The organism is Neisseria sp. GT4A_CT1 (assembly GCF_000227275.1).
Taxonomy (GTDB): domain Bacteria; phylum Pseudomonadota; class Gammaproteobacteria; order Burkholderiales; family Neisseriaceae; genus Neisseria.
Genome location: NZ_JH164968.1, coordinates 240,240 through 267,179 on the forward strand (window position 1 = coordinate 240,240; position 26,940 = coordinate 267,179).

The 26,940-nt window shown below is 52.8% G+C and carries 29 protein-coding genes and 1 pseudogene; 7 read left to right on the top strand and 23 right to left on the bottom strand.

The features are described 5' to 3' along the window. Positions 1–50: 50 nt before the first annotated feature. Both miaB and HMPREF1028_RS09865 read right to left on the bottom strand, forming a co-directional pair. The gene (gene miaB / locus HMPREF1028_RS09860; RefSeq protein ID WP_009312636.1) at positions 51–1,379 is read right to left on the bottom strand and encodes a tRNA (N6-isopentenyl adenosine(37)-C2)-methylthiotransferase MiaB; all 1,329 of its coding nucleotides are present in this window, start codon (positions 1,377–1,379) and stop codon (positions 51–53) included. Between the two features lie 203 nt (positions 1,380–1,582). Then, positions 1,583–1,990 carry a hypothetical protein gene (locus HMPREF1028_RS09865; protein ID WP_036529577.1) on the bottom strand — a complete coding sequence of 136 codons (408 nt, stop codon included), beginning with the start codon at positions 1,988–1,990 and terminating at the stop codon, positions 1,583–1,585. Between the two features lie 213 nt (positions 1,991–2,203). On the opposite strand from HMPREF1028_RS09865, the gene hemL reads away from it, so the two are divergent. Further along, entirely contained in the window at positions 2,204–3,487 is a 1,284-nt protein-coding gene (gene hemL, locus HMPREF1028_RS09870) for a glutamate-1-semialdehyde 2,1-aminomutase (RefSeq protein ID WP_009312638.1), read from the top strand. Positions 3,488–3,628: 141 nt separating this feature from the next. Here hemL and waaA read toward each other — a convergent pair whose 3' ends face one another. From waaA to HMPREF1028_RS09880, 3 genes are read right to left on the bottom strand one after another with little or no spacing between them, the layout of a single operon-like run. Beyond that, a complete protein-coding gene (gene waaA, locus HMPREF1028_RS09875) occupies positions 3,629–4,906 on the bottom strand; it encodes a lipid IV(A) 3-deoxy-D-manno-octulosonic acid transferase (RefSeq protein WP_009312639.1) in 1,278 nt (425 codons plus the stop codon). Beyond that, complete coding sequence (locus HMPREF1028_RS14825; RefSeq protein WP_156798132.1) at positions 4,903–5,223, bottom strand: hypothetical protein; 321 nt, start codon at positions 5,221–5,223, stop codon at positions 4,903–4,905. The genes waaA and HMPREF1028_RS14825 overlap by 4 nt, the downstream gene beginning before the upstream one ends. Beyond that, the gene (locus HMPREF1028_RS09880) at positions 5,148–6,326 is read right to left on the bottom strand and encodes an MFS transporter (protein ID WP_156798134.1); all 1,179 of its coding nucleotides are present in this window, start codon (positions 6,324–6,326) and stop codon (positions 5,148–5,150) included. Before HMPREF1028_RS09880 ends, HMPREF1028_RS14825 begins: the two co-directional genes overlap by 76 nt. 133 nt (positions 6,327–6,459) lie before the next feature. Between HMPREF1028_RS09880 and HMPREF1028_RS13880 the strand changes: the two genes are divergently transcribed. Together HMPREF1028_RS13880 and HMPREF1028_RS09885 are read left to right on the top strand one after the other, a co-directional pair. Next, complete coding sequence (locus tag HMPREF1028_RS13880; RefSeq protein WP_094113044.1) at positions 6,460–6,672, top strand: hypothetical protein; 213 nt, start codon at positions 6,460–6,462, stop codon at positions 6,670–6,672. Between the two features lie 102 nt (positions 6,673–6,774). Next, positions 6,775–7,530 carry a class I SAM-dependent methyltransferase gene (locus HMPREF1028_RS09885; RefSeq protein ID WP_009312641.1) on the top strand — a complete coding sequence of 252 codons (756 nt, stop codon included), beginning with the start codon at positions 6,775–6,777 and terminating at the stop codon, positions 7,528–7,530. 169 nt (positions 7,531–7,699) lie between these two features. Here the strand turns inward: HMPREF1028_RS09885 and HMPREF1028_RS09890 are convergent, their stop codons facing one another. The 5 genes and pseudogenes from HMPREF1028_RS09890 to HMPREF1028_RS09905 all read right to left on the bottom strand — a co-directional run bounded on the left by HMPREF1028_RS09890 (position 7,700) and on the right by HMPREF1028_RS09905 (position 13,874). Continuing rightward, on the bottom strand, positions 7,700–9,139 hold the full coding sequence (locus HMPREF1028_RS09890) for a porin family protein (protein WP_009312642.1): 1,440 nt from the start codon (positions 9,137–9,139) through the stop codon (positions 7,700–7,702). A gap of 122 nt (positions 9,140–9,261) precedes the next feature. After that, entirely contained in the window at positions 9,262–10,002 is a 741-nt protein-coding gene (locus tag HMPREF1028_RS09895; protein ID WP_009312643.1) for a Slam-dependent surface lipoprotein, read from the bottom strand. 182 nt (positions 10,003–10,184) lie between these two features. Further along, positions 10,185–10,314, bottom strand: a pseudogene (locus HMPREF1028_RS15800) (IS5/IS1182 family transposase); the annotation flags it as partial. 159 nt (positions 10,315–10,473) lie between these two features. After that, a complete protein-coding gene (locus HMPREF1028_RS09900) occupies positions 10,474–11,469 on the bottom strand; it encodes a peptidylprolyl isomerase (protein WP_003768499.1) in 996 nt (331 codons plus the stop codon). After that, on the bottom strand, positions 11,466–13,874 hold the full coding sequence (locus HMPREF1028_RS09905; protein WP_009312644.1) for an LPS-assembly protein LptD: 2,409 nt from the start codon (positions 13,872–13,874) through the stop codon (positions 11,466–11,468). The genes HMPREF1028_RS09900 and HMPREF1028_RS09905 overlap by 4 nt, the downstream gene beginning before the upstream one ends. Positions 13,875–13,943: 69 nt before the next feature. Here HMPREF1028_RS09905 and amgK point away from each other — a divergent pair, with 69 nt between their 5' ends. Beyond that, positions 13,944–14,948 carry an N-acetylmuramate/N-acetylglucosamine kinase AmgK gene (gene amgK / locus HMPREF1028_RS09910; RefSeq protein ID WP_009312645.1) on the top strand — a complete coding sequence of 335 codons (1,005 nt, stop codon included), beginning with the start codon at positions 13,944–13,946 and terminating at the stop codon, positions 14,946–14,948. A 352-nt stretch (positions 14,949–15,300) separates the two neighbouring features. Here amgK and pyrI read toward each other — a convergent pair whose 3' ends face one another. From pyrI to HMPREF1028_RS09925, 3 genes are all read right to left on the bottom strand, one after another. Continuing rightward, positions 15,301–15,759 carry an aspartate carbamoyltransferase regulatory subunit gene (gene pyrI, locus HMPREF1028_RS09915; RefSeq protein ID WP_003758869.1) on the bottom strand — a complete coding sequence of 153 codons (459 nt, stop codon included), beginning with the start codon at positions 15,757–15,759 and terminating at the stop codon, positions 15,301–15,303. A gap of 9 nt (positions 15,760–15,768) precedes the next feature. Next, positions 15,769–16,689: an aspartate carbamoyltransferase gene (gene pyrB / locus HMPREF1028_RS09920; RefSeq protein ID WP_003758865.1), complete on the bottom strand. Its 921-nt coding sequence runs from the start codon at positions 16,687–16,689 to the stop codon at positions 15,769–15,771. 241 nt (positions 16,690–16,930) lie between these two features. Beyond that, on the bottom strand, positions 16,931–17,314 hold the full coding sequence (locus tag HMPREF1028_RS09925; protein ID WP_009312646.1) for a hypothetical protein: 384 nt from the start codon (positions 17,312–17,314) through the stop codon (positions 16,931–16,933). Positions 17,315–17,686: 372 nt separating this feature from the next. Here HMPREF1028_RS09925 and HMPREF1028_RS09930 point away from each other — a divergent pair, with 372 nt between their 5' ends. Then, positions 17,687–18,457: a DUF6796 family protein gene (locus HMPREF1028_RS09930; protein ID WP_009312647.1), complete on the top strand. Its 771-nt coding sequence runs from the start codon at positions 17,687–17,689 to the stop codon at positions 18,455–18,457. A 332-nt stretch (positions 18,458–18,789) separates the two neighbouring features. Next, on the top strand, positions 18,790–19,626 hold the full coding sequence (locus HMPREF1028_RS09935) for a GNAT family N-acetyltransferase (RefSeq protein ID WP_009312648.1): 837 nt from the start codon (positions 18,790–18,792) through the stop codon (positions 19,624–19,626). Positions 19,627–19,728: 102 nt separating this feature from the next. On the opposite strand, the gene HMPREF1028_RS09940 is transcribed toward HMPREF1028_RS09935, so the two are convergent. The 8 genes from HMPREF1028_RS09940 to HMPREF1028_RS09970 form a co-directional block, all read right to left on the bottom strand. Continuing rightward, positions 19,729–20,184, bottom strand: coding sequence for a hypothetical protein (locus HMPREF1028_RS09940; protein ID WP_009312649.1), 456 nt, complete (start codon positions 20,182–20,184; stop codon positions 19,729–19,731). Between the two features lie 42 nt (positions 20,185–20,226). Then, complete coding sequence (locus HMPREF1028_RS09945; protein ID WP_009312650.1) at positions 20,227–20,820, bottom strand: hypothetical protein; 594 nt, start codon at positions 20,818–20,820, stop codon at positions 20,227–20,229. Between the two features lie 95 nt (positions 20,821–20,915). After that, positions 20,916–21,251: a DUF6402 family protein gene (locus HMPREF1028_RS09950; protein ID WP_156798136.1), complete on the bottom strand. Its 336-nt coding sequence runs from the start codon at positions 21,249–21,251 to the stop codon at positions 20,916–20,918. A 23-nt stretch (positions 21,252–21,274) separates the two neighbouring features. Then, positions 21,275–21,628 (bottom strand): hypothetical protein, encoded by a 354-nt coding sequence (locus HMPREF1028_RS09955; RefSeq protein ID WP_009312651.1) that lies wholly within the window; start codon positions 21,626–21,628, stop codon positions 21,275–21,277. Positions 21,629–21,631: 3 nt separating this feature from the next. Further along, positions 21,632–21,799, bottom strand: coding sequence for a hypothetical protein (locus tag HMPREF1028_RS14830; protein ID WP_156798138.1), 168 nt, complete (start codon positions 21,797–21,799; stop codon positions 21,632–21,634). Positions 21,800–21,930: 131 nt separating this feature from the next. Then, entirely contained in the window at positions 21,931–22,365 is a 435-nt protein-coding gene (locus HMPREF1028_RS09960) for a hypothetical protein (protein ID WP_009312652.1), read from the bottom strand. 176 nt (positions 22,366–22,541) lie between these two features. Further along, a complete protein-coding gene (locus tag HMPREF1028_RS09965; RefSeq protein WP_009312653.1) occupies positions 22,542–23,141 on the bottom strand; it encodes a hypothetical protein in 600 nt (199 codons plus the stop codon). Between the two features lie 105 nt (positions 23,142–23,246). Continuing rightward, positions 23,247–23,720: a hypothetical protein gene (locus HMPREF1028_RS09970; protein ID WP_009312654.1), complete on the bottom strand. Its 474-nt coding sequence runs from the start codon at positions 23,718–23,720 to the stop codon at positions 23,247–23,249. Between the two features lie 284 nt (positions 23,721–24,004). Between HMPREF1028_RS09970 and HMPREF1028_RS09975 the strand changes: the two genes are divergently transcribed. Beyond that, on the top strand, positions 24,005–24,238 hold the full coding sequence (locus HMPREF1028_RS09975; RefSeq protein ID WP_156798140.1) for a hypothetical protein: 234 nt from the start codon (positions 24,005–24,007) through the stop codon (positions 24,236–24,238). 90 nt (positions 24,239–24,328) lie between these two features. Here the strand turns inward: HMPREF1028_RS09975 and HMPREF1028_RS09980 are convergent, their stop codons facing one another. Together HMPREF1028_RS09980 and oppC are read right to left on the bottom strand one after the other, a co-directional pair. Beyond that, entirely contained in the window at positions 24,329–25,933 is a 1,605-nt protein-coding gene (locus HMPREF1028_RS09980; protein ID WP_009312656.1) for an ABC transporter ATP-binding protein, read from the bottom strand. A gap of 22 nt (positions 25,934–25,955) precedes the next feature. Beyond that, positions 25,956–26,864, bottom strand: a complete 909-nt coding sequence (oppC, locus tag HMPREF1028_RS09985; protein WP_009312657.1) for an oligopeptide ABC transporter permease OppC — start codon at positions 26,862–26,864, stop codon at positions 25,956–25,958. Positions 26,865–26,940: the final 76 nt, after the last annotated feature.

The window sequence follows — 26,940 nt, forward strand, 5'->3', positions numbered from 1 at the left end:
GAAAACCAAGATACAGGTTTTCAGACGACCTTTGCTATGACGGAACGGCTTTACGCTTCGACCGGTTTGCCGCGCAGGGAGAAGGTGTAGGCTTCGATGATTTCCAAATCGATCATTTGGTTGATCATATCGGGCGTGCCGGTGAAGTTGACCACGCGGTTGTTGGCGGTACGGGCTTGGAGCTGGTCGGGGTCTTTTTTGGAGATGCCTTCGACCAGACAGCGTTGTACGGTGCCGATCATGGTTTGGTTGATGCGGGCGGTTTCGGCTTCGATGACTTCGTTCAGGGCTTCGAGACGGCGCACTTTTTCGGTGTGCGGGGTGTCGTCCGGCAGGTTGGCGGCGGGCGTGCCGGGGCGCGGGCTGTAAATGAAGACGAAGCTCAAATCGAAGGCGATGTCTTTCACCAGCTTCAGGGTCTGCTCGAACTCGCGCTCGGTTTCGCCGGGGAAGCCGACGATGAAGTCGCTGCTCAGGCACAAGTCGGGGCGGATGGCGCGCAGTTTGCGGATGATGGATTTGTATTCCAAGGCGGTGTAGCCGCGTTTCATCGCGCTCAATACGCGGTCGGAACCGCTTTGAATCGGCAGGTGCAGGTGCGACACCAGCTTGGGCAGGTCGCGGTAGCACTCGATAATCGAGTCGGTAAACTCGCGCGGGTGGCTGGTGGTGAAGCGCATACGCTCGATGCCGGGGATTTCGTGGACGATGCGCAGCAGGGTGGCGAAGTCGCAGATTTCGCCGTCTTCCATTTCGCCGCGATAGGCGTTGACGTTTTGTCCTAAGAGGTTGATTTCTTTAACGCCTTGTTGGGCAAGGTTGGCGATTTCGGTCAAAACGTCGTTCAGCGGGCGGGAGAATTCTTCGCCGCGCGTGTAGGGGACGACGCAGAACGAGCAGTATTTGGAACAGCCTTCCATGATGGACACGAATGCTGCGCCGCCTTCGACGCGGGCGGGCGGCAGGTGGTCGAATTTTTCGATTTCGGGGAAGGAAATATCGACTTGCGACAGGCCGCTGGTTTCTTTATCCACAATCATTTTGGGCAGGCGGTGCAGCGTTTGCGGGCCGAAAACGACGTCCACATAAGGCGCGCGTTTGATGATGTTTTCGCCTTCTTGGGAGGCGACGCAGCCGGCAACGCCGATGATGAGGTCGGGATTTTTTTCTTTGAGCGGGCGAACGCGGCCTAAGTCGGAGAACACTTTTTCCTGCGCTTTTTCGCGCACGGAGCAGGTGTTGAAGAGGATGATGTCGGCTTCGTCGGCTTCGGTCACTTGTTCGATGCCGCCGTTTTCTTCGGCGAGTACGGCGAGCATTTTTTCGCTGTCGTATTCGTTCATTTGGCAGCCGAAGGTGCGGATAAATACTTTTTTCATGGTTTGTGTCTTTCTCAGGTAGCCCGTAATTGCGGGGCTGATTGTTATAGAAATCTTTATTTCAGACGACCTTTGGAACGTGGACAGGTCGTCTGAAACGCAGATTCGTCAGGGCGCAAAAATGCGCGGTTGCGCTGCTGCGGCTGCAACAGCCAACCACGCGGTGTGTGTGTTTGGACCGTCTGAAACGGGCAAACGACGGCTTATTGCGCGTCTTTTTTAACCTCGTCGCGGACTTCTTTTTGCACGGTAAAACGGGAGGCTTCGTCGTCGGTCAAAACCCACACTTCGCGCACGAGGGCGTTGGTGTCGTTGTGTTTGAACGCGATGGTTTTGCCGGTTTTGCCTGCCAGCCGCCCCATCGGGATGAAGCGGTCGTTTTCGTCGTGGATTTTGGTGAAACGGGTAATCTGCAGCTTGGAGGAATTGCCGTCGGCAAGGCCCAGCGTCAAGAGGCGCGTCCATGAGAAGCCGCCACGGCTCACTTTCAGATAAGGCAGTTCGACCTGTTTCAAAACCGCCGCGTCCATATCGCTCGGCAGCTTGCGCTGGGCGGCGTAGGAGACGGTGGAAACCAAAAGGGTAAGCATTAAAATGAATCCGCGTAACATGATGTTTTCTTTATGGTATAAATGGGTGCGGATTATAGCACAAACGCTTCAAATATGAACAGAGTGATTGTTTTTACAGAACAATTTTCATTTTCAGATACGGCGTTCAAGTCTTGGCGGTTTGGGCTTTAGGGGTCGTCTGAAACGGCTGGCACGGGCAATCTGATGATAAAATACCGCTTATTTTTCAGACGACCTCAGAAAGAACCCGCTATGAACCGTAACGAAATCCTGTTTGACCGCGCCAAAGCCATCATCCCCGGCGGCGTAAACTCCCCCGTCCGCGCATTCGGCAGCGTCGGCGGCGTGCCGCGCTTCATCAAAAAAGCCGAAGGCGCGTATGTTTGGGACGAAAACGGCACGCGCTACACCGATTACGTCGGTTCGTGGGGGCCTGCGATTGTCGGACACGCGCACCCCGAAGTCATCGAAGCCGTGCGCGAAGCGGCTTTGGGCGGTTTGTCGTTCGGCGCGCCCACCGAGGCGGAAATCGTCATCGCCGAAAAAATCGCCGAACTCGTGCCCAGCGTCGAACAACTGCGGCTGGTCAGCTCCGGCACCGAAGCCACCATGTCGGCCATCCGCCTCGCGCGCGGCTTTACCGGCCGCGACAAAATCATCAAGTTCGAAGGCTGCTACCACGGCCATTCCGACAGCCTGCTGGTCAAAGCCGGCAGCGGCCTGCTCACCTTCGGCAACCCTTCTTCCGCCGGCGTGCCGGCCGATTTCACCAAGCACACGCTGGTGCTCGAATACAACAACACCGCCCAACTGGAAGAAACGTTTGAAAAAATCGGCGGCGAAATTGCCTGCGTGATTGTCGAACCGTTCGCAGGCAATATGAATCTGGTCAGGCCGTCTGAAAACTTCGTCCGCGCCCTGCGCTCCCTCACTGCAAAACACGGCGCGGTGTTGATTTACGACGAAGTGATGACCGGTTTCCGCGTCGCACTCGGCGGCGCGCAGTCGCTGCACGGCATCACGCCCGACCTGACCACGATGGGCAAAGTCATCGGCGGCGGTATGCCGCTGGCGGCGTTCGGCGGGCGCAAAGACATCATGGCCTGCATCTCCCCGCTGGGCGGCGTGTATCAGGCAGGTACTTTGTCGGGCAACCCCATGGCCGTGGCGGCCGGACTGAAAACACTGGAAATCATCCGGCGCGAAGGCTTCTACGAAAACCTGACCGCCTTGACCCGCCGCCTCGCCGACGGGCTTGCCGCCGCCGCCAAAGCGCACGGCATCGAGTTCACCGCCGACAGCGTGGGCGGCATGTTCGGTCTGTATTTCGCCGCCCATACCCCGCAAAACTACGGCGACATGGCGCGTTCCAATATCGACGCCTTCAAACGTTTCTTCCACGGCATGCTCGACCGCAACACCGCCTTCGGCCCGTCCGCCTACGAAGCAGGCTTCGTCTCCGCCGCGCACACGCCCGAGCTGATTGACGAAACCATCGCCACCGCGCATCAAGTGTTCGCGGAAATGGCGAAGTAAGGCAGGAATCGGTTTGCCGTCAGGGCAGGGCGGGCGACGCCGCTTGATTCGCGGCAATCCGTCCACAAGACAAAAAGGTCGTCTGAAAACCTAAATTCGGGTTTTCAGACGACCTTTCGTTTGGGGAAGGCAGGTTTGCCCTTAAGCCTCTTCGCGCGTCAGATGGCGCACAGACGCGGCGATTTCGTCCGCCATCCGACGGCTGGCGCCTTGATGGCCGGCGACAAAGCGTGCCGCCTGTTGGGCGAAATGGCTGCGCTCGCTCGGGTTTTCCAAACAGGCTGAGACGAAGGTGCGCCATTCGTCCGCATTCTGCACCTGCACCGCCGCTTGGGCTTCCAGCGCGCTGCGGCAGGCGGCGGCAAAGTTGTAGGTGGAAAAGCCGAACACGGTCGGAATGCCGCAGGCTATCGGCTCGATGATGTTTTGACAGCCGCTATCCACGAGGCTTCCACCGACAAAGGCGACATCCGAACTGAGGTAGTAGGCAAAGAGTTCGCCCATGCTGTCGCCCACCCAGACTTGTGTTTGTCGGGAAACCGGCAGGTTGTCGCTGCGTTTTTGAACGGTATAACCCAATGCCTGCGCCGTTTCAAAGGTCGTCTGAAAACGCTCCGGATGGCGCGGGACGACGACCAGCAAGGCATCGCCGGTATATTTTTTCCATGCTTCGAGCAAGAGCGCCGCTTCGTCTTGGTCTTTGTAAAAACGGGTGCTGGCGCAGACGGCGACGGGGCGCGTGCCTATGCGTTCGCGGAAGGCCGCCGCCAGTGCGCGCATCCGTTCGGGCGGGGAAATATCGTATTTGGTGTTGCCGCAGACATGGACGTTGGACGCGCCGATCAAGTGCAGCCGCTCCGCGTCTTCGGCGGTTTGCGCGAAACAGCCGCTTAAGGTTTGCAGCGCAGGCTCGAACAGGTTGCGGATTTTCAAATAGCCGCGCTGTGATTTTTCAGACAGGCGGGCGTTGGCGAGAAACAAGGGGACGTGCGCGTCGGCGCAGGCGTGCATGAGGTTGGGCCAGATTTCCGTTTCCATCAGTACGCCGAACAGGGGGCGGTGTTCCTTTAGGAATTGGGCGACCCATTCGGGTTTGTCGTAAGGCAGGTAACGGCATTGCGCGTCGGGGAACAGTTCTTTTGCGGCGGCGCGTCCGGTCGGCGTCATTTGGGTCATGAGCAGCGGCGCGTCGGGGAAATGGCGGCGCAGCGCTTCCACCAAAGGCTGCGCGGCGCGGGTTTCGCCGACCGATACGGCATGCACCCAAATCGGATGCTGCACAGGCCGGTCAAACGGCTCGCCGAAACGCTCGCCCCAATGGTAGAGATAGGCAGGCGATTTGATGGCGCGCTTTTTGAGATAGTGGCGGATAAGCGGCGGCGCGATGCGCCATAATTGCGTGTAAAACCAACGATTCATGTATTCCACTCGAAAACGGTACGGACGGGGTGGCGGACGGTGCGCGGCGGGGCGGAATGTAGGCGGTTGACGGTTTCAAGCTGCCTGTCGCCGAACCTCCGGTTTCCCGAGCCTATTCTAGCCGATTTTGCCGCTTCGCCCACGCCTCTTTTGAACTGACTTGATGTAACGGCGGAAAAAGGTCGTCTGAAAACCCGAAATCCGATTTTCAGACGACCTGTCTTGGTTGCGTCGCAGCGGTTTACGCCGTTTTCTTTTCGCGTATCGGCAGGTTCAGCAAAGCCGCCGTCCCCGCCAACACCGCGTCGGCATACCACATCCAGCCGTAATCGTTGAACCGGTAAATCACGATGCCGCCGATATACGAGCCTAAAAAACCGCCGATTTGATGGCTCAACATCGTCAGTCCGAACAACGTCGCCAGATAGCGCGTGCCGAACAGCTTGCCCGTAATCGCGGCAGTCGGCGCGACGGTGGCGAGCCAAGTGAAGCCCAGCGCGGCGGCGAAAATGTAGAAATTGACGTCGGTTCTCGGGGCGGCAAGGTAGATCAGCACCATCGCCACGCGCGAGGCGTAGAGTCCGAACAAAACGTATTTGCCCAAAAACCGCCCCGTACACCAGCCCGAAAAAATGCAGCCCGCGATGTTCGCCAGGCCGATAATCGCAATCGAAGTCGAAGCGACCGAAGCGGGCAGGCCGCAGAGCGCGATTTCGTTGGGCAGGTGGGTCACCAAAAACGCAATGTGGAAACCGCAGGTAAAAAAGCCCAAGTGCAGCAGGATGTAGCTGCGGTCTTTAAACGCCGCTTTGACTGCCTGCCCCAGCGATTGCCCGTTTTCAGACGACGTGTGGTGCGTGGCGACAGCGTTTTTGCCGCCCGCCAGCCACCACGAAATTGGCAGGATTAAAAGCGCAATCCCGCCCCAAACATAAAACGTCCCCGTCCAGCCGACGGCGGGCAACACCAGCAAACCCTGCACCAGCGGCGCAAACAGAAACTGCCCCGCCGAACCGCCCGCGTTGACCAGCCCCGAAGCCAAACCGCGTTTGTGCGGCGGCACTTTCGCCGCGACCTGCCCCATGATGATGGAGAAACCGCCCGCGCCCGTTCCGAATGCAAAAAGCAGCCCGATTGCTAGCATCAGCCCCCAATAAGTCGGCATCTGCGGCACCATCAGGCAGGCGCAAGCCAACAGCAACGCGCCGCCGCCCAAAACCTTAAACGCGCCGAAGCGGTCGGCAATCGCGCCGGAAAGCGGCTGGGACACGCCCCACATCAACTGGAAAACGGCAATAATCAGGCTGAACTCTTGGATACTCAGCTCGGTAGAGTCGACGACGGGACGGACAAACAGTCCCATAGTCATGCGCATACCGATGGTAATCAGCAGGATGGCGGCGGCAGCGGCGGTCACCAGCCAAAGGTTGGGGGATTTTTGCTGTGTGGGTCATGGTTATTGTTTGTTTCTATTGGAAAATGCCGTTCAATCAACCGGCAAAACAACGGATTTTAACAAACGGGCTGACGCAGGCTAAATAACTCCTGATGCTTTGGATATAGCCAAAACCTCTATCCGCGCCGCATTGACCGTTCCCCTTTATCCGCAAGGCAGGACATGGAACGCGGACGGAAATTCAGTGCGTAAAGAACGGCAAAGGTCGTCTGAAAACCCGAAATCCGATTTTCAGACGACCTTTGTCCCGAGAGCGGATAAAATCCGTATTGATGAAGCCATATCGGCTTCAAGCGGATTCCCGATATAGTGGATTAAAATTGCAATGATACGGCGTTGCCGCCTTGTCTCATTTTTATTTTAATCCACTATATAATCCGCCCTTTTCAGACGACCCCGACCCGCAACCGCCATGACGCCCATTTATCTCGCCGACACCGCCACCGAACACGCCCGCCGTTTGGCGCGGCAATTCCAGCTTCCGATTTTGTCCGACCTGCCCGACAGCGGCGAATACCTGCTTGCCGATGCAGAGGGCGTCAGCTTGTGCCGCGCGGGGGAGAAGGGGCGCGTCCGCGTCGATTTCGGCGGCGGTGCAGCCCAATACCGGCGCACCAAAGGCGGCGGCGAGCTGATTGCCAAAGCGGTCAACCACACAACCAAACCGACCGTCTGGGACGGCACCGGCGGACTCGGGCGCGACAGTTTCGTCCTCGCCTCGCTCGGTTTGAACGTCCACACTTTCGAGCAGCATCCCGCCGTCGCCTGCCTGCTCGCCGACGGCCTCGAACGCGCGCTGCAAGAGCCTGAAATTCAAGATATCGCCCGCCGCATGACTTTCCATTATGGCAACGCCGTCGAATTGATGCGGGAACTCGCCGCCCAATCGCGCCCCGACATCGTGTACCTCGACCCCATGTACCCCGAACGCCAAAAATCCGCCGCCGTCAAAAAGGAAATGGCGTATTTCCACAGCGTCGTCGGTGCCGCCCAAGAAGAGGCCGAGCTGCTTGCCGCCGCCCGCGCCGTCGCCAAAAAACGCGTCGTCGTCAAACGCCCGCGTCTCGGCGAATATCTCAACGGCGAAAAACCCGCCTACCAATACACGGGCAAAAGCACCCGATTTGATGTGTATTTGCCTGATTATCCGGTTAAAGACGGGGAATAATTTATAGTGGATTAACTTTAAACCAGTACGGCGTTACCTCGCCTTGCCGTACTATCTGTACTGTCTGCGGCTTCGTCGCCTTGTCCTGATTTAAATTTAATCCACTATAAAACGCAAAGGTCGTCTGAAAACTGAATTTCAGACGACCTTTGCGTTTCTGCGTCCTGCGTTAGAACGATTTCACCAGCGACAGACCGACTTCGTTTTGCTTGTAGCTGTACAGCCAGTCGGTGTTGCCGTGGACGCGGCGGTGTTTGTAGCTGAGGACGGGCTTGAGGCCGGCGAATTTCCAGCGGTCCGCGCCTATGCTGAGGCGGTAGGTCTGTTCTTTGTCGCGGCGGCGTTGTTCGAGGACGGCGTTTTCTTCGCGGTGGCTGCGGATGCCGAAGGTGGCGGAGGCGGAGGCGTCGAAGCCGGCTTCAAACATTTTTGCCGCGCCCAGCCGTGCGGAGATGAGGCGGTAGCTGTCTACCGGCTCTTTGGCTTTGCGCTGCTGCCAGTCTATGCCGCCGTAGAGCATGAGGTCGTTGCGCGGGAAGTAGGACAGGGTGTTGTAAACGGAGAAGAGGCTGCCGTCGAGTAGGCGGGTTTTGTCGGAATAGGAAAGGTATTTCCACTCGGCTTCGGTATTCCACGTCCAGCTGCCTTTGTCGAGGTTCCACTCGCTGCGCACGCCGTAGGCGCGGTTGAGGGTTTTGCCGCCGCTGCCGTTCCATTCGACGAGCGGGGCGAGGGCGAAGGTGTGGCGGTGGTTTTCAAACTGATAGCCTGCGCTGAGGTTGAGTGTGTGTTCGTTGAAGTCTTTATGGTCGCGGTAGAAGCGGCCGTAGCCGAGCGCGCGGGCGGCGATGCCGTGGTGTCCTTTAATCTGCCAGCGGCGGACGGCGGCGGCTTCGTATTTGATGCCGTTGGCGGAAATGGGCTGGTCGCCTGAAAATTCTTCCCAGCATTCGCCGTCTATTTCGGTTTTACACCACACTTTGCCGCTGGCTTCGTTGATGTTGCTGTTGTGGACGGCGCCGACGGAAAGGCTGCCCTGCCAGCTTTGGCGTTGGTTTAGAGAGTCGCGGAAATGGCCGATGTTTTCTTTGACGGCTTCGGGCAGGTCTTCGTTTTGAAGGCGCATAAATTCGGAAGTGGCTTCGCGGTTCAGACGACCTTCAAAGAGCAGGCGGGCGTAATCGAGCCGTCCGCGCGTGAAGTCGGGATGGCGTTGCAGCAGGGTTTCGTAGTCTTGTTTGGCATCTTTCCACCTGCCTTCGCCGCGGGCGAGCGAGGCGCGGGCAAAGAGGGCGATGTCGGGGTCGTATTCGGTTTGCTGGGTATAACGTTCAAGCAGCGGGCGCACGGTTTGCCAGTCGCTGCGGTTGACGGCGTTAAACAGGGCTTCGCCTTGGTCGGCTTCGGGGTCGGTTTCGGCTGTCTGCCCGATGTTTTCGGAGGGAATGTCGAGGCGGTATTCGCGCACTTTTTGTTCCTGCTCCTGCATGGTTTGGCGGGTGTTTTGCCACAGGCGTTGCGCGGTACGGTCGTCTGAAAAGTCAGAACGGGGCGCGGCAAGGACGGGGGCGGCGAGAAACAGGAGAAGGCAGGCAGACGGTTTGTACATGGTGTCGGCTTTCCGGTCGGCGGGTTTCAGACGACCTTGAGAAGGTTGGCGGGCTGCTGTTTAAAAAAGCCTGCGTGAAGCAGGCTTTATTTTACTTAACTCATTTTACTTAACTAGGGATTTTAGCGTTTTACACCGCCGTATGCCGTATCCAAGTTACGGTCGGTTTTAAACTTGGCAACACCGGCCAGCGCGCTTGCGTTGTGACCGAAGAAGTGGCCTTCGGTTTTACCGAAGTGGCCGTTGGCGCGGGCGTAGCCTTCAAACGATGCGCTGGATGGTTTGATGCGTGAATGGATGTCCATCTGTACAGCGTTGTTTTTCATAGAACCTGCCAAGACGCGTTGACCGAAGTCTGCGCGCAAAGTACCGACCATCGGGTTGTTGCCGGTGTAGTTGTTGATACCTTTGACGGCGTAGTTGGCTACACCGGATACCGGCATAGAGGTGGCGCGTTTGTCGCCTGAGTAGAAAACGCCGCGGTTGGTGCCTTTGGCGTATTCTTTGCCGACCCACTCGCCGTAATACACTTCCGAACCACCGCTCTTGATGGTGTTGAATGCATAGCGGCCGAGGTTTTGACGGGTGTATGCGTCGTTGACCTGTACGGTTTTCACGCCGTTGCGGTCTACATTGCCGGGCATGCGGTTGACGTTGGTGTAGTGCACGCCCGAACGGTAGGCAGCGTGTTTCATCACTTTTTCGCCTTCGGCTTCAGAGGCGGGTTTGCCCCATTTTTTGCCGTATTTGTGGTTTTGGTAACCGTAATCAAATGGATTGTAGGCATTGTTGGCGGCAAATACGCCTGCGCTGAACAAAACAGCCAAAACAGCAGCGGTGGTTTTTTGCAGATTCAGTTTCATGATACGCTCCTTAGGGGAAAAACGATGGTGGGGAAAATGATGTTCCGTCCGTGTCAGTGTGAGCAGACTATCGTTATGTGAGGAGACTTGTTTTTCTTTTTCTGAACATCATTCTAGGCTGGGAGTGTTAGAGGAGAATTAGCGGATGTTTTAGGGAGTGTCTTAATGAGATAAGAATATTTATTTTTGGTTAAGATGTATAGTGGATTAACTTTAAACCAGTACGGCGTTGCCTCACTTTGCTACTATCTTACTGTCTGCGGTTTCGTCGCCTTGTCCTGATTTAGTTAATCCACTATATTTGGAATCGGTGCAGATGGAATGATGCTGTCCGCCAAATTGTCCGTGGTTACGTCGTTTTGTCCCGATGGATATTCGATTTGCGATTAGGCTGGTGTGTCAGAGGGAAGTTGTCCTCAAACAAAAAAAGGTCGTCTGAAAAGTTTCAGACGACCTTTTTTCAACAACATCTTAGCGGATATTGACGTACGCGCCCGAGTGCAGGTCGCGCAGCAGGTTTGCTGTGGCTTGTTGGGCTTTTTGTCCGGACATGTATTGGCGTACGGCGTTGCGTTGTCGCTCTTCGGGCGTACCGGCGTCACGGACGTCGTTCAGCTTGATGATGTGCCAGCCGAATTGCGTGCGTACGGGCGGGCTGATTTGACCGGGTTTGAGCTTGTGGACGGCTTCTTCAAACGGCGCAACCATCATGCCGTCGGCGAACCAACCCAAATCACCGCCGCTGTTCGCGCTGCCGTCTTGCGAATATTGGCGCGCCAAACCGGCGAAGTCTGCGCCGCTGCGGGCCTGTGCGTAGATTTTGCGGATGGTGCTTTCCGCGCCGGCCGCCGCGTTGTCGTTGTCGGCTTTAATCAGGATGTGCTGCGCGCTGTATTGGCGCATCGGTTCGCCTTCGGGCAGGGCGACACCTTGTTGGCGCGCGCGCTCGATGAAGCTGTTGACTTCTGCATCGCTGACGCGGCTGTTTTGCATCACGGCCTGCTGGCGCACTTTTTCCATAATGATGGTGTCGGCGATTTCGCGGCGGGTCTGTGCGGACGGATTTTTCAGCGACGGCGTTTGGGCGATGACGGCATCGATTTCGGCATCGGTCGCTTGAATGTTGCGGCGTTTGCCCGCTTGAACAATCAGGGATTGGTTGACCAGTTGCGCCAAAACTTGCTGGCGGAGTTCGTCTTCGCTGATTTGCGTGCCTTTGGGAAGGTGTTGGCGTGCTTCGGCAATGGCATGTGCCAGCTGGCGCTGGGTAATGACTTCGTTGTCGGCAATGGCGGCGATGCCGTCGGAAAGGCGTACGGCGCCCGAATCGGCAGGCGTGGCTGCCGCTGCCTGTTTTGCCGCTTTCTGCGTTTTGACCGGCTTGCCTTTGGATGCGGCTTTGGGCGCGGCGTGTGCGTTCAATGCCAGACCGAGTGCGGCGGCAAGAATCAGGGGTTTGACGTTCATGGGGTAACTACCTCGTTGGTTTTGCTGTAGCCGGGAATGGCCAAGCGCAGTTTTTCAAATGGGTTGTTGCCGAGATTGCTCAGGTCTTTGAGTTGGAGATTGAAGAATACGGCATTTTTGCGGCTGTTTTCGCCGGTTACGTAGCGTTGTCCGACGAGGCTCGCGCTCCAGCAGCCGCAATCGCTTTTGTATTCCGCGCCAACCGAGATTTCAAGCGGTTTCTTGGCTTGGATTTCGTAGTTGTAACGTGCGACGGCGTAAAGGTTTTTACGGATGGGCCATTGCGCCGCCAAATCGATTTGGCGGATTTTGTCGTAGAAATAGTTGCCGTCCGATTGCAGGTAAATGCGTTCGTTGCGGCCGTATTTGTAACGCGCGCTCAATACTTTGCCCGGTTCGGGATTGTAGCGGACGGTCGCGGCGTAGCTTTCGGCGCGGCTTTCGTTTTGGTTGTAGTGGATATCGAAGCCGGCATGGATGCTGTCGCTCAGTTTGCCGTGCGCGAAGCCGACCCAGTCGGATTGGCTGCGTTCATAACGGCCGACGCTGCCGTCCAGCAATACGTTGTCGTTTTTGAAATAAAACTTCTGTCCGATGCCGGCACGGAACAGCTCGGCACCGTTGTTCGGATTGAGGAATCGGGTTTGCGCGGCGGCGGTCAGGCTGTTGGCGGAGTTGATGCGGTCGTTGCCGACGTACAGATTTTCACGGAAAAGTTGGTTGTAAGAGAAGCTGTTTTCCGAGGTGTCGAAATTGGGTAAGTCGTTTTGGGACTTGGTCGGGATGTAGTTGTAGAACAGGCGCGGTTCGAGGGTTTGAAGATAGGCTTTGCCGAACACATTGGCGTTGCGCTCGAAGGTCATGCCGGTATCGACGTTGAATATCGGCAATACGCGGCTGACGCGGCGGCTGGATTGGTTGCCGAACGAGCCTAAGTCGTAATAAGTCGCGTGTACGCCGATTTTCGGACGGATATAACCCCATTGGTTGTTGAAATCCCAACGCACGCTGGGATACAGCACGGTACGACTGCCGTCTTGTTTGCTGTCGTGGACGAAACGGGTGAACTGGCTGAATACGTTGATATTCGCCTTGCCTATGGTTTTCTGCCAACGTCCGGTCAGGCGCGGCATGATGGCGTAGGGTTCGTCTTTGTAACCGTTTTGGTTGGCAAGGGTTTGGTATTTCTGTACGTTCAACGCGCCGTCAAAAGAGCCGCCCCAGATATTGTCGCCGTAGTTCAGCCACAATTGGCGGTTGAGGTTGACGTTGCTGGCAATGTCCTCGCGACCGTAGAAGTCGCGGTAGTAATTGTCGTCTGAAACCTGATTGAAGTTGATGCCGCCGCTGAGTTTGTCGGTCAGTTGGTGGTTGTGGTCAAACTTGATTTGATAGCGGTTGTTTTCGTGGCGTTTTTTATCGTGCGGCATCCAATCGCCGTCAATGACGCCGTTAAATTTCGGCTCGAGATAGCGGACCTGTCCGCCAAGCTGCACGCCGCGCGAGCTGATGATGCCGGGGCGGAAGGTGGCGTCCAAGTTGGGGGCGAGGTTGAAATAATAGGGAAGGGCGAGTTCCAAACCGTCCGAACCGGTTGACAAGGTCGGCACCAACAGACCACTCTTGCGATGGCCGTTGATCGGGAAATCCGCCCAAGGCGTATAAAGTACGGGAACGCCGCCGAACACCAGCGATGCGTCTTTTGCCACGCCTATGCCCGTTTCCTGATCGGTTTCGATGCTTTTCGCTTTGATGTACCAACTTGCATCACCGGGCGAGCAGGTATTGAATTTGGTATTGATGAGCTTGTACAGCCCTTTGCCCTTCATTTCTGCCTTTTCGCTGACGCTTTGGAGGCGGCGGCCGTCTTTTTCGGCATCGACGCGGACGTATTCGCTCGAGCCGGTATTGTCTTTCAGGTTGTACACCAAAGTATCGCCGCTGACGGTCGAACCGTCTTGATACAGCGTAAAGCGGTCGCCCGCCCTGACGGTATCGCTGGTTTGGTCGTAATCTGCCCAATCGGCGTTCAACACTTCCTGATTGCGCTCGATGATGACATCGCCTTCGGCGCGGACGGCGACTTTAGACTGTCCGGCAACCTTGTCCGCAATCACGCGGGTGTAGTCCTGCGGCAGGGGTTCTTCGCCGCTGCGTTTGATTTCAGGCTGCTTGTTTGCTTCGGAAGCCTGATGCTGGCAAAACAGGCAGGTATCGCCCAAGGACAATTTATCCTGATCGGCAGGACGACGGTTTTCCCCGCTCTGAACCGCAGGCGGGGTGGCCCTTACCGGCTCGTAATCGGCAGGTTGCGGCAAAGATGCATTTTGCGCATATGCCCCTCCCGCGCCGAAGCCGACGCTTAACGCCAAAACCAATGGTTTGAGTGAAAATAAACGAGCCAAAATCGCCCCTTAAATCGGTTTGCCAGTTAGAATAGCGGTTATTTTAACCTGAAAATCCGCGACACCGCTATGCAACGACAAACCGAATTACAAAATTGGCTTCGCGCCGTCTATCCCGAACAAAACTTCGAATTGAGCTTCGCCGCCGCCGATGCCGACTTCCGACGCTACTTCCGCGCTGCTTTTGCCGACGGCAAGACCGTCATCTGCATGGACGCGCCGCCCGATAAAATGAGCGTCGCTCCTTACCTAAAAGTGCAAAAACTTTTCAATATGCTTAACGTTCCCCAAGTATTGCATGTGGACGAAGCGCAGGGATTTATGGTGCTCAACGACTTGGGCAGCACCACTTTCCTGACCGCCATGCAGCAAGAACAAGGCGCGGAGGCACACAAAGTCCTGCTGCTTGAAGCCATAGACGAACTGGTCGAGCTGCAAAAAGCCAGCCGCGCGGGCGAATTGCCCGAGTACGACCGCGACATCATGCTGCGCGAAATCAACCTTTTCCCCGAATGGTTCGTCGCCAAAGAACTCGGACGCGAACTCAACTTCAAACAACGCCAGCTTTGGCAACAAACCATAGACACCCTGCTGCCGCCGCTGCTTGCCCAGCCGCAGGTGTACGTCCACCGCGACTTCATCGTCCGCAACCTCATGCTCACCACCGGCCGCCCCGGCGTACTCGATTTCCAAGACGCACTCTACGGCCCGATTTCCTACGACTTGGTTTCCCTCCTGCGCGACGGCTTCATCGAATGGGAAGAAGAATTCGTCTTGGACTTGGTCATCCGTTACTGGGAAAAAGCCCGCGCCGCCGGATTGCCCGTACCCGCCGCGTTTGACGAGTTTTACCGCTGGTTCGAATGGATGGGCGTACAACGCCATCTGAAAGTCGCCGGCATCTTTGCCCGCCTGTACTACCGCGACGGCAAAGACAAATACCGCCCCGAAATCCCGCGCTTCCTCAACTACCTGCGCCGCACCTCCCGCCGCTACACCGAGCTTGCTCCGTTGTATGCGCTGTTGGTTGAACTGGTCGGCGATGATGAATTGGAAACCGGGTTTACGTTTTAAAAGGCAGATGGCTTTGTGCCATTCTTGATGATGAAAGAGGTCGTCTGAAAATCCTGAAATGGGGTTTCAGACGACCTCTTTAAGTCTTCTCTCCGTCTGTTGAGGATGTTGTGGATAGGATTTCGGATATAGTGGATTAACTTTAAATCAGTACGGCGTTGCCTTGCCTTGCCGTACTATCTGTACTGTCTGCGGCTTCGTCGCCTTGTCCTGATTTAAATTTAATCCACTATACATGGCATGAGAGTTCGCGTAGCCCATTTCTTTTTCACTATAAAAAGGTCGTCTGAAAACCTGATTTCAAGTTTTCAGACGACCTTTCGCATTCATGCCGGTCCAGCCTTAGCGAAAACTAAGCCTCCGCCACAGAATCGCGGCTGAAGGTTTTTTCGCAGTAGTGGCATTTGAGCTTGGTCTGACCGCTTTGTTTGCGGACGTAGAAGCGGCTTTTCACCGGCTCGCCGTGGCTGGCGCAGTTGGTGTTCGGGCAGCGGAACACTTCGGCGATTTCGTCGGGCAGGGTGAGCCGGCGTTTGTTGATGACTTTGAAGTGGTCGATGGTGTTGACGACGGCTTCGGGGGCGAAGAGGGCGAGGCGGTTGGCGGCGTTGTCGTCCAGCCAGACGCCGGTGATTTTGATGATGTCTTTGCTGCCTTGGGTTTTGCTGGGCAGGTTGAAGCCGACGGTTACGGCGCTGCCGTAATGCAGCAGTTTGAATTGGCGCAGGATAATCAGGCCTTTGCCGGCGGGGATGTGGTCGATGACGGTGCCTTTTTCGATGGCTTCGACGCTGAGTTTTGGGGTTTCCATATTTGCTCCTTATACTTCTTCGTTCAACACCAGCGACAAAATCGCCATGCGGGCGTAAACGCCGTTGGTCGCCTGCTCGAAATAGTAGGCGTGCGGCGTGGCATCGACGTCGGGGTGGATTTCGTCAACGCGCGGCAGGGGGTGCAACACGCGCAGGTTGGGGCGGGCGTTGGCGAGCATGGCAGCGTTGAGGTTGAATTTGCCTTGGATTTTGGCGAACTCTTGTTCGTCGAAACGTTCGCGTTGGACGCGGGTCATGTACAGGATGTCTGCCCATTCGACGGCGGCTTCGAGGTCGGGCAGGATTTGGTAGCGGCAGCCTGCGGCTTCGAGTTCTTCGGTGATGTATTCGGGCATGGCGAGGCTGGGCGGGGAGACGAAGGCGAATTCGCAGTCCCAGCGTTTGAGGGCTTGGCAGAGGGAATGGACGGTGCGGCCGTATTTGAGGTCGCCCGCCATGGCGATTTTGAGCTTGTTCAGACGACCTTGGGTTTCGTAGATGGTCACGAGGTCGAGCAGGGTTTGGCTGGGGTGTTGGTTGGTGCCGTCGCCGGCGTTGATGACGGGGACTTTGGAAAACTCGGCGGACACGCGCGCCGCGCCGTCTTTGGGGTGGCGTTGGATGATGGCGTCGGTGTAGCTGGAGATGATGCGGGCGGTGTCGGCGAGGGTTTCGCCTTTTTTCGCGCTAGTGTTCGCGCCGTCGGAAAAGCCGATGACTTTGCCTCCCAATCGTTGTACGGCGGTTTCAAACGACAGGCGCGTGCGGGTGGAGGGTTCGAAAAAACATGAGCCGATAAGTTTGCCTTCGAGCAGGTCGTCGCGCGGGTCGGCTTTGAGCTTGAGGGCGGTTTGCAGGAGCAGTTCGAGCTGTTCGGTCGTCAGGTCGGAAATGGAGATGACGTGTTGTCGGTAAAGCGGGTTGGGCATTCGGCTTCCTTTCTTCAATTCGGCAAAAACCCCGCTAAGGCGGGGTTTTACGAAACAACGACGAACGCGCCGCGGCGTGCGGTACGGGCAAAACGGGCGGGGCGGGCGTTAAGGCGCATGGGTCGTCTGAAATCGGTTTGAGGTGGCGGTATTATCGCATATTTGACGGGGTGGGGTTTCGGATTTTCGTGAAAAGGGGTCGTCTGAAAAATGGGGTTTCATCCTTTTCAGACGACCTGCTTTATTCGGTTTTGCCCGTCAGGGCTTTCATACAAAGCTGATATTCCGCCTTGCCCGTATCTCGGGCGAAGATGGCGTAGTCGGATTTGGGGACGGCGTTCAAAGCCGATTGCGGAAAGTGGTAGATTTCTTGCGCCACGCGCTCGGTTAGCCCTTGAATGAAGGAGCGGCTGTAATCGTTTTTGGCAACAACCATAAAGCGTTCGTTCATTTTTTCGACGGTTTGTCCGAGGCCCGTACCGGACAAACGTTCGCCCATAGCGGTTTGAGCCATCAGTCCGACCAGGGCGCATTGGTCTTGGAAGGATGCTTCTTGCGGTTCGGCGTGTACAACAGAGAATGCGGCGGCGAGCAGGAGGGTTGCGGTATATTTTTGTATGTTCATGGTGGTTTTTTTGGAATAGAGGTTGTTGGAGCAGGCGGAAATTTACATGAAGTATTCTGTGGTGGCAACAACACGAAGACAGCAGGATTTCAAGCGTGAAAAAGCGAGAAGGCGAAACCGTTTACCGTTTGGGCATTATCCGCGGGCGAAGCGGCGACGAACATCAGACGCAGGTCGTCTGAATTTTACTTGCCGGAATGATTTAAGGCTATTTGAAATAGTTTCAGACGGTCTTATGTTATTCCCTATGAATTTAAGCAGTTGCCGGAAATTTTGTGAAAACATCATAGGACGTACCGATAATTTGAGAACTTATCTTCCTGTTTAATAGTCTATTTTATTGTCGAGAATACCCCGACAGGATTCCATGATATGCAAAATCAAAATGAAGCATTCGTTAGGTGCGGGTCGTCTGAAACCGCTGTTTCCCGACTTTCTCTGCTGCTTTGGGCGGGAATTGCAGCGGCGGTGTGCTGGACTGTTGCCGATATGCTGCTGGTCGGATTCGTGCAGACGCCGGAACGTTATCCCCTGCTTTCGCAGACGCTGGCGCCGCAGTTGGGTGAGGCGGCGGATTTTGCCGTGCTGATGCAGGCAGGCTCGCCCGAACGGCTGCTGTGGGGCGTGTTGCCGGCGACGTTTTCTGCGGTGCTGTATCTGGCGGCGGCATTCGGCGTTTACCGGCTGATGCGGCCCGGACGCACGGCCAAGGTCGGTTTTGCAGTGCTGTTTTTCGGATATGCGCTGTCGCCTTTGGGGCATGCCGGTTTTTATTTTACGGGCATGGTTGCCAAGGTGCTGCTGAATGCCGTGCCGGACGATTATCCGCCGCTACTGACGCTGTTCCGTCATTTTTACCGGATGCTGGAGGTGCACTGGATGGCTTCGGTCGGTTCGATTGCGGCGGGATGGCTGCTGTTGCTGGTACAGACGCTGCGCCGTAGGGCGCTGCTTCCGCGTGTCACTGCATGGTGCAATCCGTTGCCGGTAGGAACGGTTATTGCGGTTTCGTGCAGCCTGTTTCCGCAATCACCCGTTGCCGCCGCGCTTGGCGGGGCGACGTTTAATCTGGCGCAGTTGGTGTTTTTTGTTTGTGCGGCGACGTGTGTCCTCAGGCGGGGAATGGGGATGCAGCCGGGCTGAAATAAAACGATGCCATCTTTGTCGGACGGCAATCATCCGCCTTGGCGCCGATGCTTGTAATACAGGTAATCCGCCGTTTCATCCCAAACACATCACACATCATATTGCCGCTACGGCTCAAAGGTCGTCTGAAATTTAACGTTCCATTTTCAGACGACCCTTGTCGTTTTTCAAAAAACAAAAAATCTGACTCCGGCCCCGAACGCCACGAAGCACGGACAGTAGGGTATAATTGCGAAATATATTCTTTTGTGAAATCAATAAAAAACAAAGACGAAAAGCAGTTTTTGAAAGGTTTCACCCTAATTTCAAACTCTACACAGGAAACCGCCATGTTAGTCTGCAACCCTTACGAAGTCGTGATTCACGGCACAACCAACAAAGGCAAGATTTTCCGTCCCAGCGACTGGGCAGAACGCCTGTGCGGCATATTGTCCTCATTCACCAAAGACAACCGGCTGTCCTACTCCAACTGGGTGCGCCCCATGCTGGTGGACAACGTCCGCTGCGTCGCCGTCGATAAGAAACTCGAAGAAGACAATCCGCAGATGTTCCGTTTCCTGATGGACTTTGCCGCCGACAATGACTTGCGCATCATCGACTGCAAAGAGCTTTTGAAAGAACAGGAAGCAAAAGCACAAGGCGAACCTGCCGAACGCGTCCCACTGGCACAAGCCATCGAAGAAAAACACGCCGCCGAAAAAGCGCCGGTCCAAGCCGCCGCTGCCGACTACATTTTGCGCGAAATCCCGCCCGAAGACACATCCACCGCCTTCGCCGCCCTCAGCGTCCTGCGTTCTTCATTGACCGACATCAGCAAGTTCACCGAACAAATCAACACCGTCCAACGCCCCGCCGGCTACCACCTCTTGGGTATTTTCGAAGAAGGCAAACACAACGCCGTCGCCGTCTGCGGCTTCCGCGAATCCTGCAACCTCGCCAGCGGCCGCCATATCCACATCGACGACATCGTTACCCTGCCGCAAAGCCGCCGCAAAGGTTACGCCTCCCGCCTGTTGGCAGAAGTCCGCAAAATCGGCGCGGAAACGGGTGTGACCAAAATCCACCTCAACGTCCACGTCAACCACGACCGCGTCGATGCGCACCGCCTGTATTTCAAAAACGGCTTCGAAATCTGCGCATACCATTTCCGCTGCGATCCTAAATAAACAAAAAAGGTCGTCTGAAAACCAAATACGGTTTCAGACGACCTTTATAAATTCAACCTGTACTTGCTTGAAACTTAGTCAAGGATTCAAATAATGAAGGATTTAACTCAATAATCGTCCTAAGCAAAATCCCTTAACTACTTTATCTTTAATTATCTCTCCACTATTCCCAATATAAATATGCCTCTCACAGAAATCGCCCGAGTCGCGATGAATTTCCATGAACTTCTGTTTTGGAGTTGGTACAGATTCATCTGTATAGAATACATCATCATTATCTGGCTGGAAAAAAGAAAAACCAAGATAGAGGGTTTCATTAATATTTTTTTTATTATATGAGAAGTAGATCGGGGAAGATTCGTTCTTCTCTAAATTGAAGTTCCAGTAATTTTCTATTGCTTCATCCTCAGTCTGATTGTCATACTTTCTATAAACGTTGACTTGCAGCCAATAAGGAGATGAATTATGGATGACGATTTGTCGCTTTTGTTCAGTAATGAAGTCATGTATCACAAAGGGAAACACACAAAGCAATATTAGGAAAATTATTTTTTTCATGATAGGTTAGAAAACAAAAGGTTCAAAGAGGGCTCTTTCCGTTCAATAAAACAATTCAACCAGCCACTGTATAATTTTTGCATCTATCCGTTGGAGGAGGTTGGGGTGCAGTGGCGCAACAGGACCGCCGTCAGGTCCACCACTCCAGCCGATATATTCATCATTGATAGAGGGTCTTGCAAAATTTTCAGGAACCCATTCCGAACCAAATGGGGATGTATCTCGATAATAGTAGAGCAAATTATCCTTTTCATCGGCAATAAAGATTGCTGTCCTAAAACCATTCCATCCTGTACAGGCAAAAGTTTTTCTATTCTTCAAAATTCTGCGATTATCTGCCAAAATCTTTTTTTCCAATTCTATTTGTTCTAAACGTTCTACTTTATGTTGATATAAATACTCACATTCGGGGTTATCTTTGTAGCGTAATTCCCGGTAAATTGCTTCAGGATTTTGCATGAAATATAGTCCGCAAGAACCTTCTTGATAGTTCACTAAATATTTATTTTGGTAACAATCACTGCTCACGGAAAGGTTTTTTATCTCTTCTCCCATCCCCGTTATTCGCCAATACTCAATTAACCCAAATATCAATATAAAGAAACCAAACCATTTCACTATTTTTTTCTTTTTCATAAACGTTGCCTATTATTTCAAAACTACTTCAATTGGAGGGTTACAACGATATTCTTTCAAAGACGAAAATATCAGCAGATCCCCGCCTAGTCTGTTTAAATTTCGCCATTTGTTGAAATGGCTGTTCCTAACAGGGTAGAAACGGTCTTCCGGCTTAGAATCGAAAAGAGAAGGGGGGCTGCTATATAGGCTGAGGCTGCTATAATCTCATTTTTCTTATCTGAAAGCTGATGGCTATAAAACACATCAAATCCTGTATGATTCCAATGCCCTAGATATTGATCTCCGCCATTATCGTTAAGAAAATCAAATGTATCTCGGATATAGAGATAAACACTTTCTATAATCAATTTATTTCCAGGCATGCGGTATTTTCTGATGGCAGCAGCTAATGTGCAGCCAGCAACCGTACCGAAAAATTCGTCTTTCAATACACTTTACAAATATTGAATATCTACGGTTTAATACAAAGTCCATCATATTGTTTAACATCGGAAATTTTCTGATTTTCATCCAGGTAAATTTCCATGGTACAAAAGGTTATATCTTCTTTTAAAAAGATAGTTGTTTCATGTTTTGATATTAAAATAATACCATCTGGCTCAGATGACCAATCGAATGGAAAATAAAAAGTTACATTATTAGTAAAAAAAGGACGCAAGTATTCCTTACTACCATCACTCCTAATTAAGGTGATACTAGTGCGCTTACCTTCATTATAGTAAAAATATGTTACCTTAGGGTGGAGATTTTTATAAAAATAACATAATAAAAAGATACATAAAACCATTAAAATTTTTTTATTCATAATCTATAACTTATTTTTACTTTCTAAATAAGTATGCCTTTTTCTTGCATCTGGCAATTCACAGAGAGATTTTTTTATCTCTTCTCCCATCCCCGTTATTCGCCAATACTCAACCAACCCAAATATCAATATAAAGAAACCAAACCATTTCACTATTTTTTTCTTTTTCATAAACTTTGCCTATTATTTTAAAACTACTTCAATTGGGGATTGAAACAATATTATTTAAGGATAAAAATACCGACAGATTCCCACCCGGCTTTTAAATAATTGAATTATATAAAATAATATAGATTAAAATTTTATTTATGGCATAAATTATCAATAAATTTTGCTTCTATCCTATGGAGAATAGATGGGTTTATAGAAAAGGATTTTGCTTGAGCATATAGACCTAAATCGAATATACCTTCTTCATCTAAGTTCAAGTCTAATGGCATTCCTAGCCAAACTTCATTATAGAGATAATAAAAAGACAGCAATTTACCTTGGTCATCATATAAATAGATACCGGAGTTGAGGCCGTCTATGCTTAAAAAATTTCCTATACTATCCAGACAAACAACAATTTTTTTATTTTCACTTACGCTAAACCTTTCACATTGGTCTCCATCACTAGGAACTTGATAACTAGGTAAAGTCTTTTCTTTATAATGGCAATATGCGCTATATCTAAAATAAAAATAAGAAAAAATTATAGTTAACAAAATGGTTATTAAAGCAAATTTTTTAAACATGATTCCATTTGCCTATTTTAATTCCAATTCAAAAGAAGGTCGTCTGAAAAGTCTCAGATGACCTTTATATAGTGGATTAACTTTAAATCAGGACAAGGCGAGGCAATGCCGTACTGGTTTAAAGTTAATCCACTATAAATTCCAGGTTTCAACTCAATCTGTACTTACTCAATACATTAATTAAGAAGAGCTTTCTTCTTATTTAAATATTTTTTTATTTCTCTGATATTTTTCAATTTAAATTTTGTTTTTACATCAGTACCACCATCATATCCTGAAACGTTTTTACCTAGAATATGATCTATAGATGTAAGTTGCAGTTCACTATTTTCTTCGCCTTTATAAATTTTATATAAATGAATCGTATAATCTTTGCCCTCAGGTTGAGGATAACAACAAAATTCCTCTGAAAATAGCGTAATAAGCAATGGGGGATGGCGATTATCCTTATACACGCTTACTGCTTCCAAGTTGATTTTCCTACTTGGACTATTTTCCTTTCTAAAACTTTTTAATTCATATTTTTTTCCATTAACCAATATACTGTTATGGATTATTTCTTCTATTCCATCTATTCCATTGATTTCGTCTATTTCTTCATTATGGATGGTAATACAGTGTGATGCCGAAAATAACGCATCATTCGTTTTGAAAAGGCTTAATTTGTAATTCTGATCATCACATGATTTATCTTCATTTTTAATAGACTGAATTTCCTGTGCGATGCAAAAGCCGGATGAACAAAACAGGATTATAGATATGATCAAAGATTTCATGATGTAACCTTTAAGAAAGAGGGTAAGTAAATGGACAAGTAGGTTGGGCGAGGCTCAATGACACCTTCAAATCGCTAAAAATATTGGGCTCAGCCCAATCTAGGCTTACAGCTCTTTTTTAAGCGTCCGTGTATCAAAATCGATGACAAAAGGCTTGGATCGATAACCGCGATCCATTCCCTCATAGAACACAGCTATACATTTGAATGTATATCTTTTTTGTTTAAATTTTTCCTGTACACAATTAAATCGGTCATCGTTGCTGCATAATCGTACACTTCCAGTCAAATTATCACTCCGGATATTTTTTATATCACTAGATTCCGAATCAACAAAACCCAATAACTTTACAAGATATACTCTTTCGCTGCTTTCGCAATTAGCGTGGTGTAGATTTGTTTTTCTTAAATTATTTATCATTTCCTGTTTTGTATTGATAAAATCCATATCAAATACAACTTCATCAAATTCTTTGTTGATCACATAATTTTTAGGTTGCAGCTCATAACCATTAAAAGAAACGATACATGAGGCCAGAAATAGAACTGCGATAAAAATTAAATATTTACCTTTCGACACTTTTTAACTCCTCTGGATAAGATGGTAAAAGCAGGTTTGTCTTTTTCCGAATAGTTTTTGCATAAACATCATGTTTATCATGGTTGCGGCTGTTGGCTGGGTAATGTTCTTGGGTGTTGGCGGTTTCAATAGAGGTAAAAGAACGGGGTAGGATTAGCGGTCAGCTATGACGGTTTGGATGGGTTTATGATGAAAGTCTGAATATAAGTCAAAATGACAGGTAGGATAAACAACGGATGATAAGAGGTAAAGATGTTGTATGGGTGGTTTGGGAGGGAAGGGGGATGAAAGGTCGTCTGAAACTGTATTTTTCAGTTTCAGACGACCTTTTGGTATTTGTGGGGTTCGTGGGCGGAGCCCACGCTACGGGTTGTGTGGTTTCAGCGGAGAATGGAGATATGGGGGCGTTTGCATTCGTTATATTTTTGAAATATTGGAATTGGTTTAGCAATGCGGGAGCGGTAGCGTGGGCTTTGCCCACGGATAATGGTTGTTTGGAGCATGAAAAGGTCGTCTGAAACTGTATTTTTCAGTTTCAGACGACCTTTTGGTATTTTTGGGGTTCGTGGGCGAAGCCCACGCTACGTTGGGTTTCAGACGACCTTGGGTCAGAGGTCGAAGGCGGCGTTGATGAGGCGTTTGGTGTAGTCCTTCTGCGGGTGGTGGAAGATTTGGTCTGCGCTGCCGTATTCGACGAGTTCTCCGTGCTGCATGACGGCGACGTTGTCGCTGACAGCGCGGACGACGGAGAGGTCGTGGCTGATGAAGATGTAGGTCAGTCCGTATTTGGTTTGGAGTCCGCGCAGCAGTTCGACGACTTTGATTTGGACGGAGCGGTCGAGGGCGGAGGTGGGTTCGTCGAGGAGGATGAACTTGGGCCGCAGGATGAGGGCGCGGGCGATGGCGATGCGTTGGCGTTGTCCGCCTGAGAATTCGTGCGGGTAGCGGTTGAGGGCGTCGGCGGGCAGGGAGACTTCGTCCAGGACTTTGAGGACGAGTTCGGTGCGTTGGGCTTTGGTCATTTCGGGGCGGTGGACGGTGAGGCCTTCGCCTATGATTTCGCCGACGGTGAGGCGGGGTGAGAGTGAGCCGTAGGGGTCTTGGAAAACGATTTGGCGTTCGGCTTTGAGCTGGCGCGCTCGCTCGGGGCTGAGGGCGGCGAGGTCGCTGCCGTCGAAGTGTATGCTGCCTTGGTAGGGGAGCATTTGCATGATGGCTTTGCCGAGTGTGGATTTGCCTGAACCGGATTCGCCGACGATGCCGAGGGTTTCGCCTTGGCGGATGGCGAGACTGATGTTTTTGACGGCGTGGAAGGTTTTGAGGGGTTTGCCGAAGAAGTTGTGTTTGAGGGTGAAGTGGACGTCGATGCCGTCGGCACGGATGAGCTCGGGCGGGTTGCCTTCTACGGGGTCTTTCATGCCTTTGGGGACGGAGTGGATGAGTTGGGCGGTGTAGGGGTGGGTGGGGTTGGCGAAAACTTGTTTGATTTTGCCGCGCTCGACGATTTCGCCGTCTTTCATGACGCAGACGGTTTCGGAGTAGTGTTCGGCGAGTCCGAGGTCGTGGGTGATGAAGATTATCGCCATGCCCATTTGTTTTTGGAGGTCGTGGAGGAGGTCGAGGATTTCTGCCTGGATGGTGACGTCGAGGGCGGTGGTGGGTTCGTCGGCGATGAGCAGGGCGGGCTCGTTGAGCAGCGCCATGGCGATCATGATGCGCTGGAGCTGGCCGCCTGAGAATTCGTGGGGGTATTGTTTCAGACGACGTTCTGCTTCGCGGATGCCGACGCGGTTGAGGAGGTCGAGGATGCGTTCGCGGGCGGTTTTGCGGGTGATGGTTTTGTTGTGGACGCGCAGGGCTTCCATGAGCTGGGTGCCGATTTTCATGAAGGGGTTCAGCGAGGTCATGGGCTCTTGGAAGATGAAGCTGATGCGTCCGCCGCGCAGGCTGCGGAGGGTTTTTTCGTCTGCGTCGAGGATGGATGTGCCGTCGAAGGTGATACGCGAGTCTTGTCCGTAGCGGGTGGTGTTTTCGGGCAGGAGGCGCATGAGGGACATGGCGGTAACGGATTTGCCGGAACCGGATTCGCCGACGAGGGCGAGGGTTTCGCCTTTGGCGACTTTGAAGCTGATGTTGCGCACGGCGTGGATGGTTTTTTCGTGGAGTTGGAAGCGGATGTTGAGGTTTTCGACGGTGAGTAACGGGGTGTTCATGGGTGTGTCCTCGTGGTGTGTGTCAGCGGTCTTTGGGGTCGAGTGCGTCGCGCAGGCCGTCGCCGATAAAGTTGAAGCAGAAGAGGGTGGCGACGAGGAAGAAGCAGGGGACGAGGAGCTGCCACGGGGCGGCTTCCATGGAGGCTGCGCCCTCTTGGAGCATGGAACCCCAACTGGTCTGGGGTTCTTGTACGCCCAATCCGAGGAAGCTGAGGAAGGATTCGAACATGATCATGCCGGGTACGAGCAGGGAGGCGTAAACCATGACGACGCCGAGTACGTTGGGGATGATGTGGCGGGTAACGATGCGGCGGCGGGATACGCCTGTGATGCGGGCGGCTTCGACGAATTCTTTGTGTCTGAGGCTGAGGGTTTGTCCGCGGACGATGCGGGCGACGTCCAGCCATGAGACGAGTCCGATGGCGACGAAGATGAGGAAGAGGTTGCGCCCGAAGAAGGTGGTGAGGAGGATGACGAAAAACATGAAGGGGAAGGCGTTGAGGATTTCGAGCAGGCGCATCATGACGGAGTCGAGTTTGCCGCCGAAAAAGCCTGCGAGTGCGCCGTAGAGTGTGCCGATGACGACGGCGACGAGTGCGCCTGCGATGCCGATGAGCAGGGAAATGCGTCCGCCGGCAGCGGCACGGGTGAGGAGGTCGCGTCCGAGCAGGTCGGTGCCGAAGTAGTGGCGGGTGGCGAAGGAAGGCGGGATTTGCATGTTGTCCCAGTCGGTGTAGTCGTAGGTGTAGGCGCTGATCCAGGGGGCGGCGACAACGAAGAGGGTGATGGCGGCAAGGATGAAGATGCTGCACAGGGCGGCTTTGTTGTTGCTGAAACGCCGCCATGCGTCCTGCCACAGGCTGCGTCCGTGTACTTGTGCCTGTTCGGCTGCGTCTGCTATGGCGCGGGAATTTTTCTTGTTGAATAGCATGGTGTTCTCCGTTTTTTGTTCGGGGTCGTCTGAAAACGGCAAAACCCTGAGACACGCAACAGGGGATAGGCAAGGC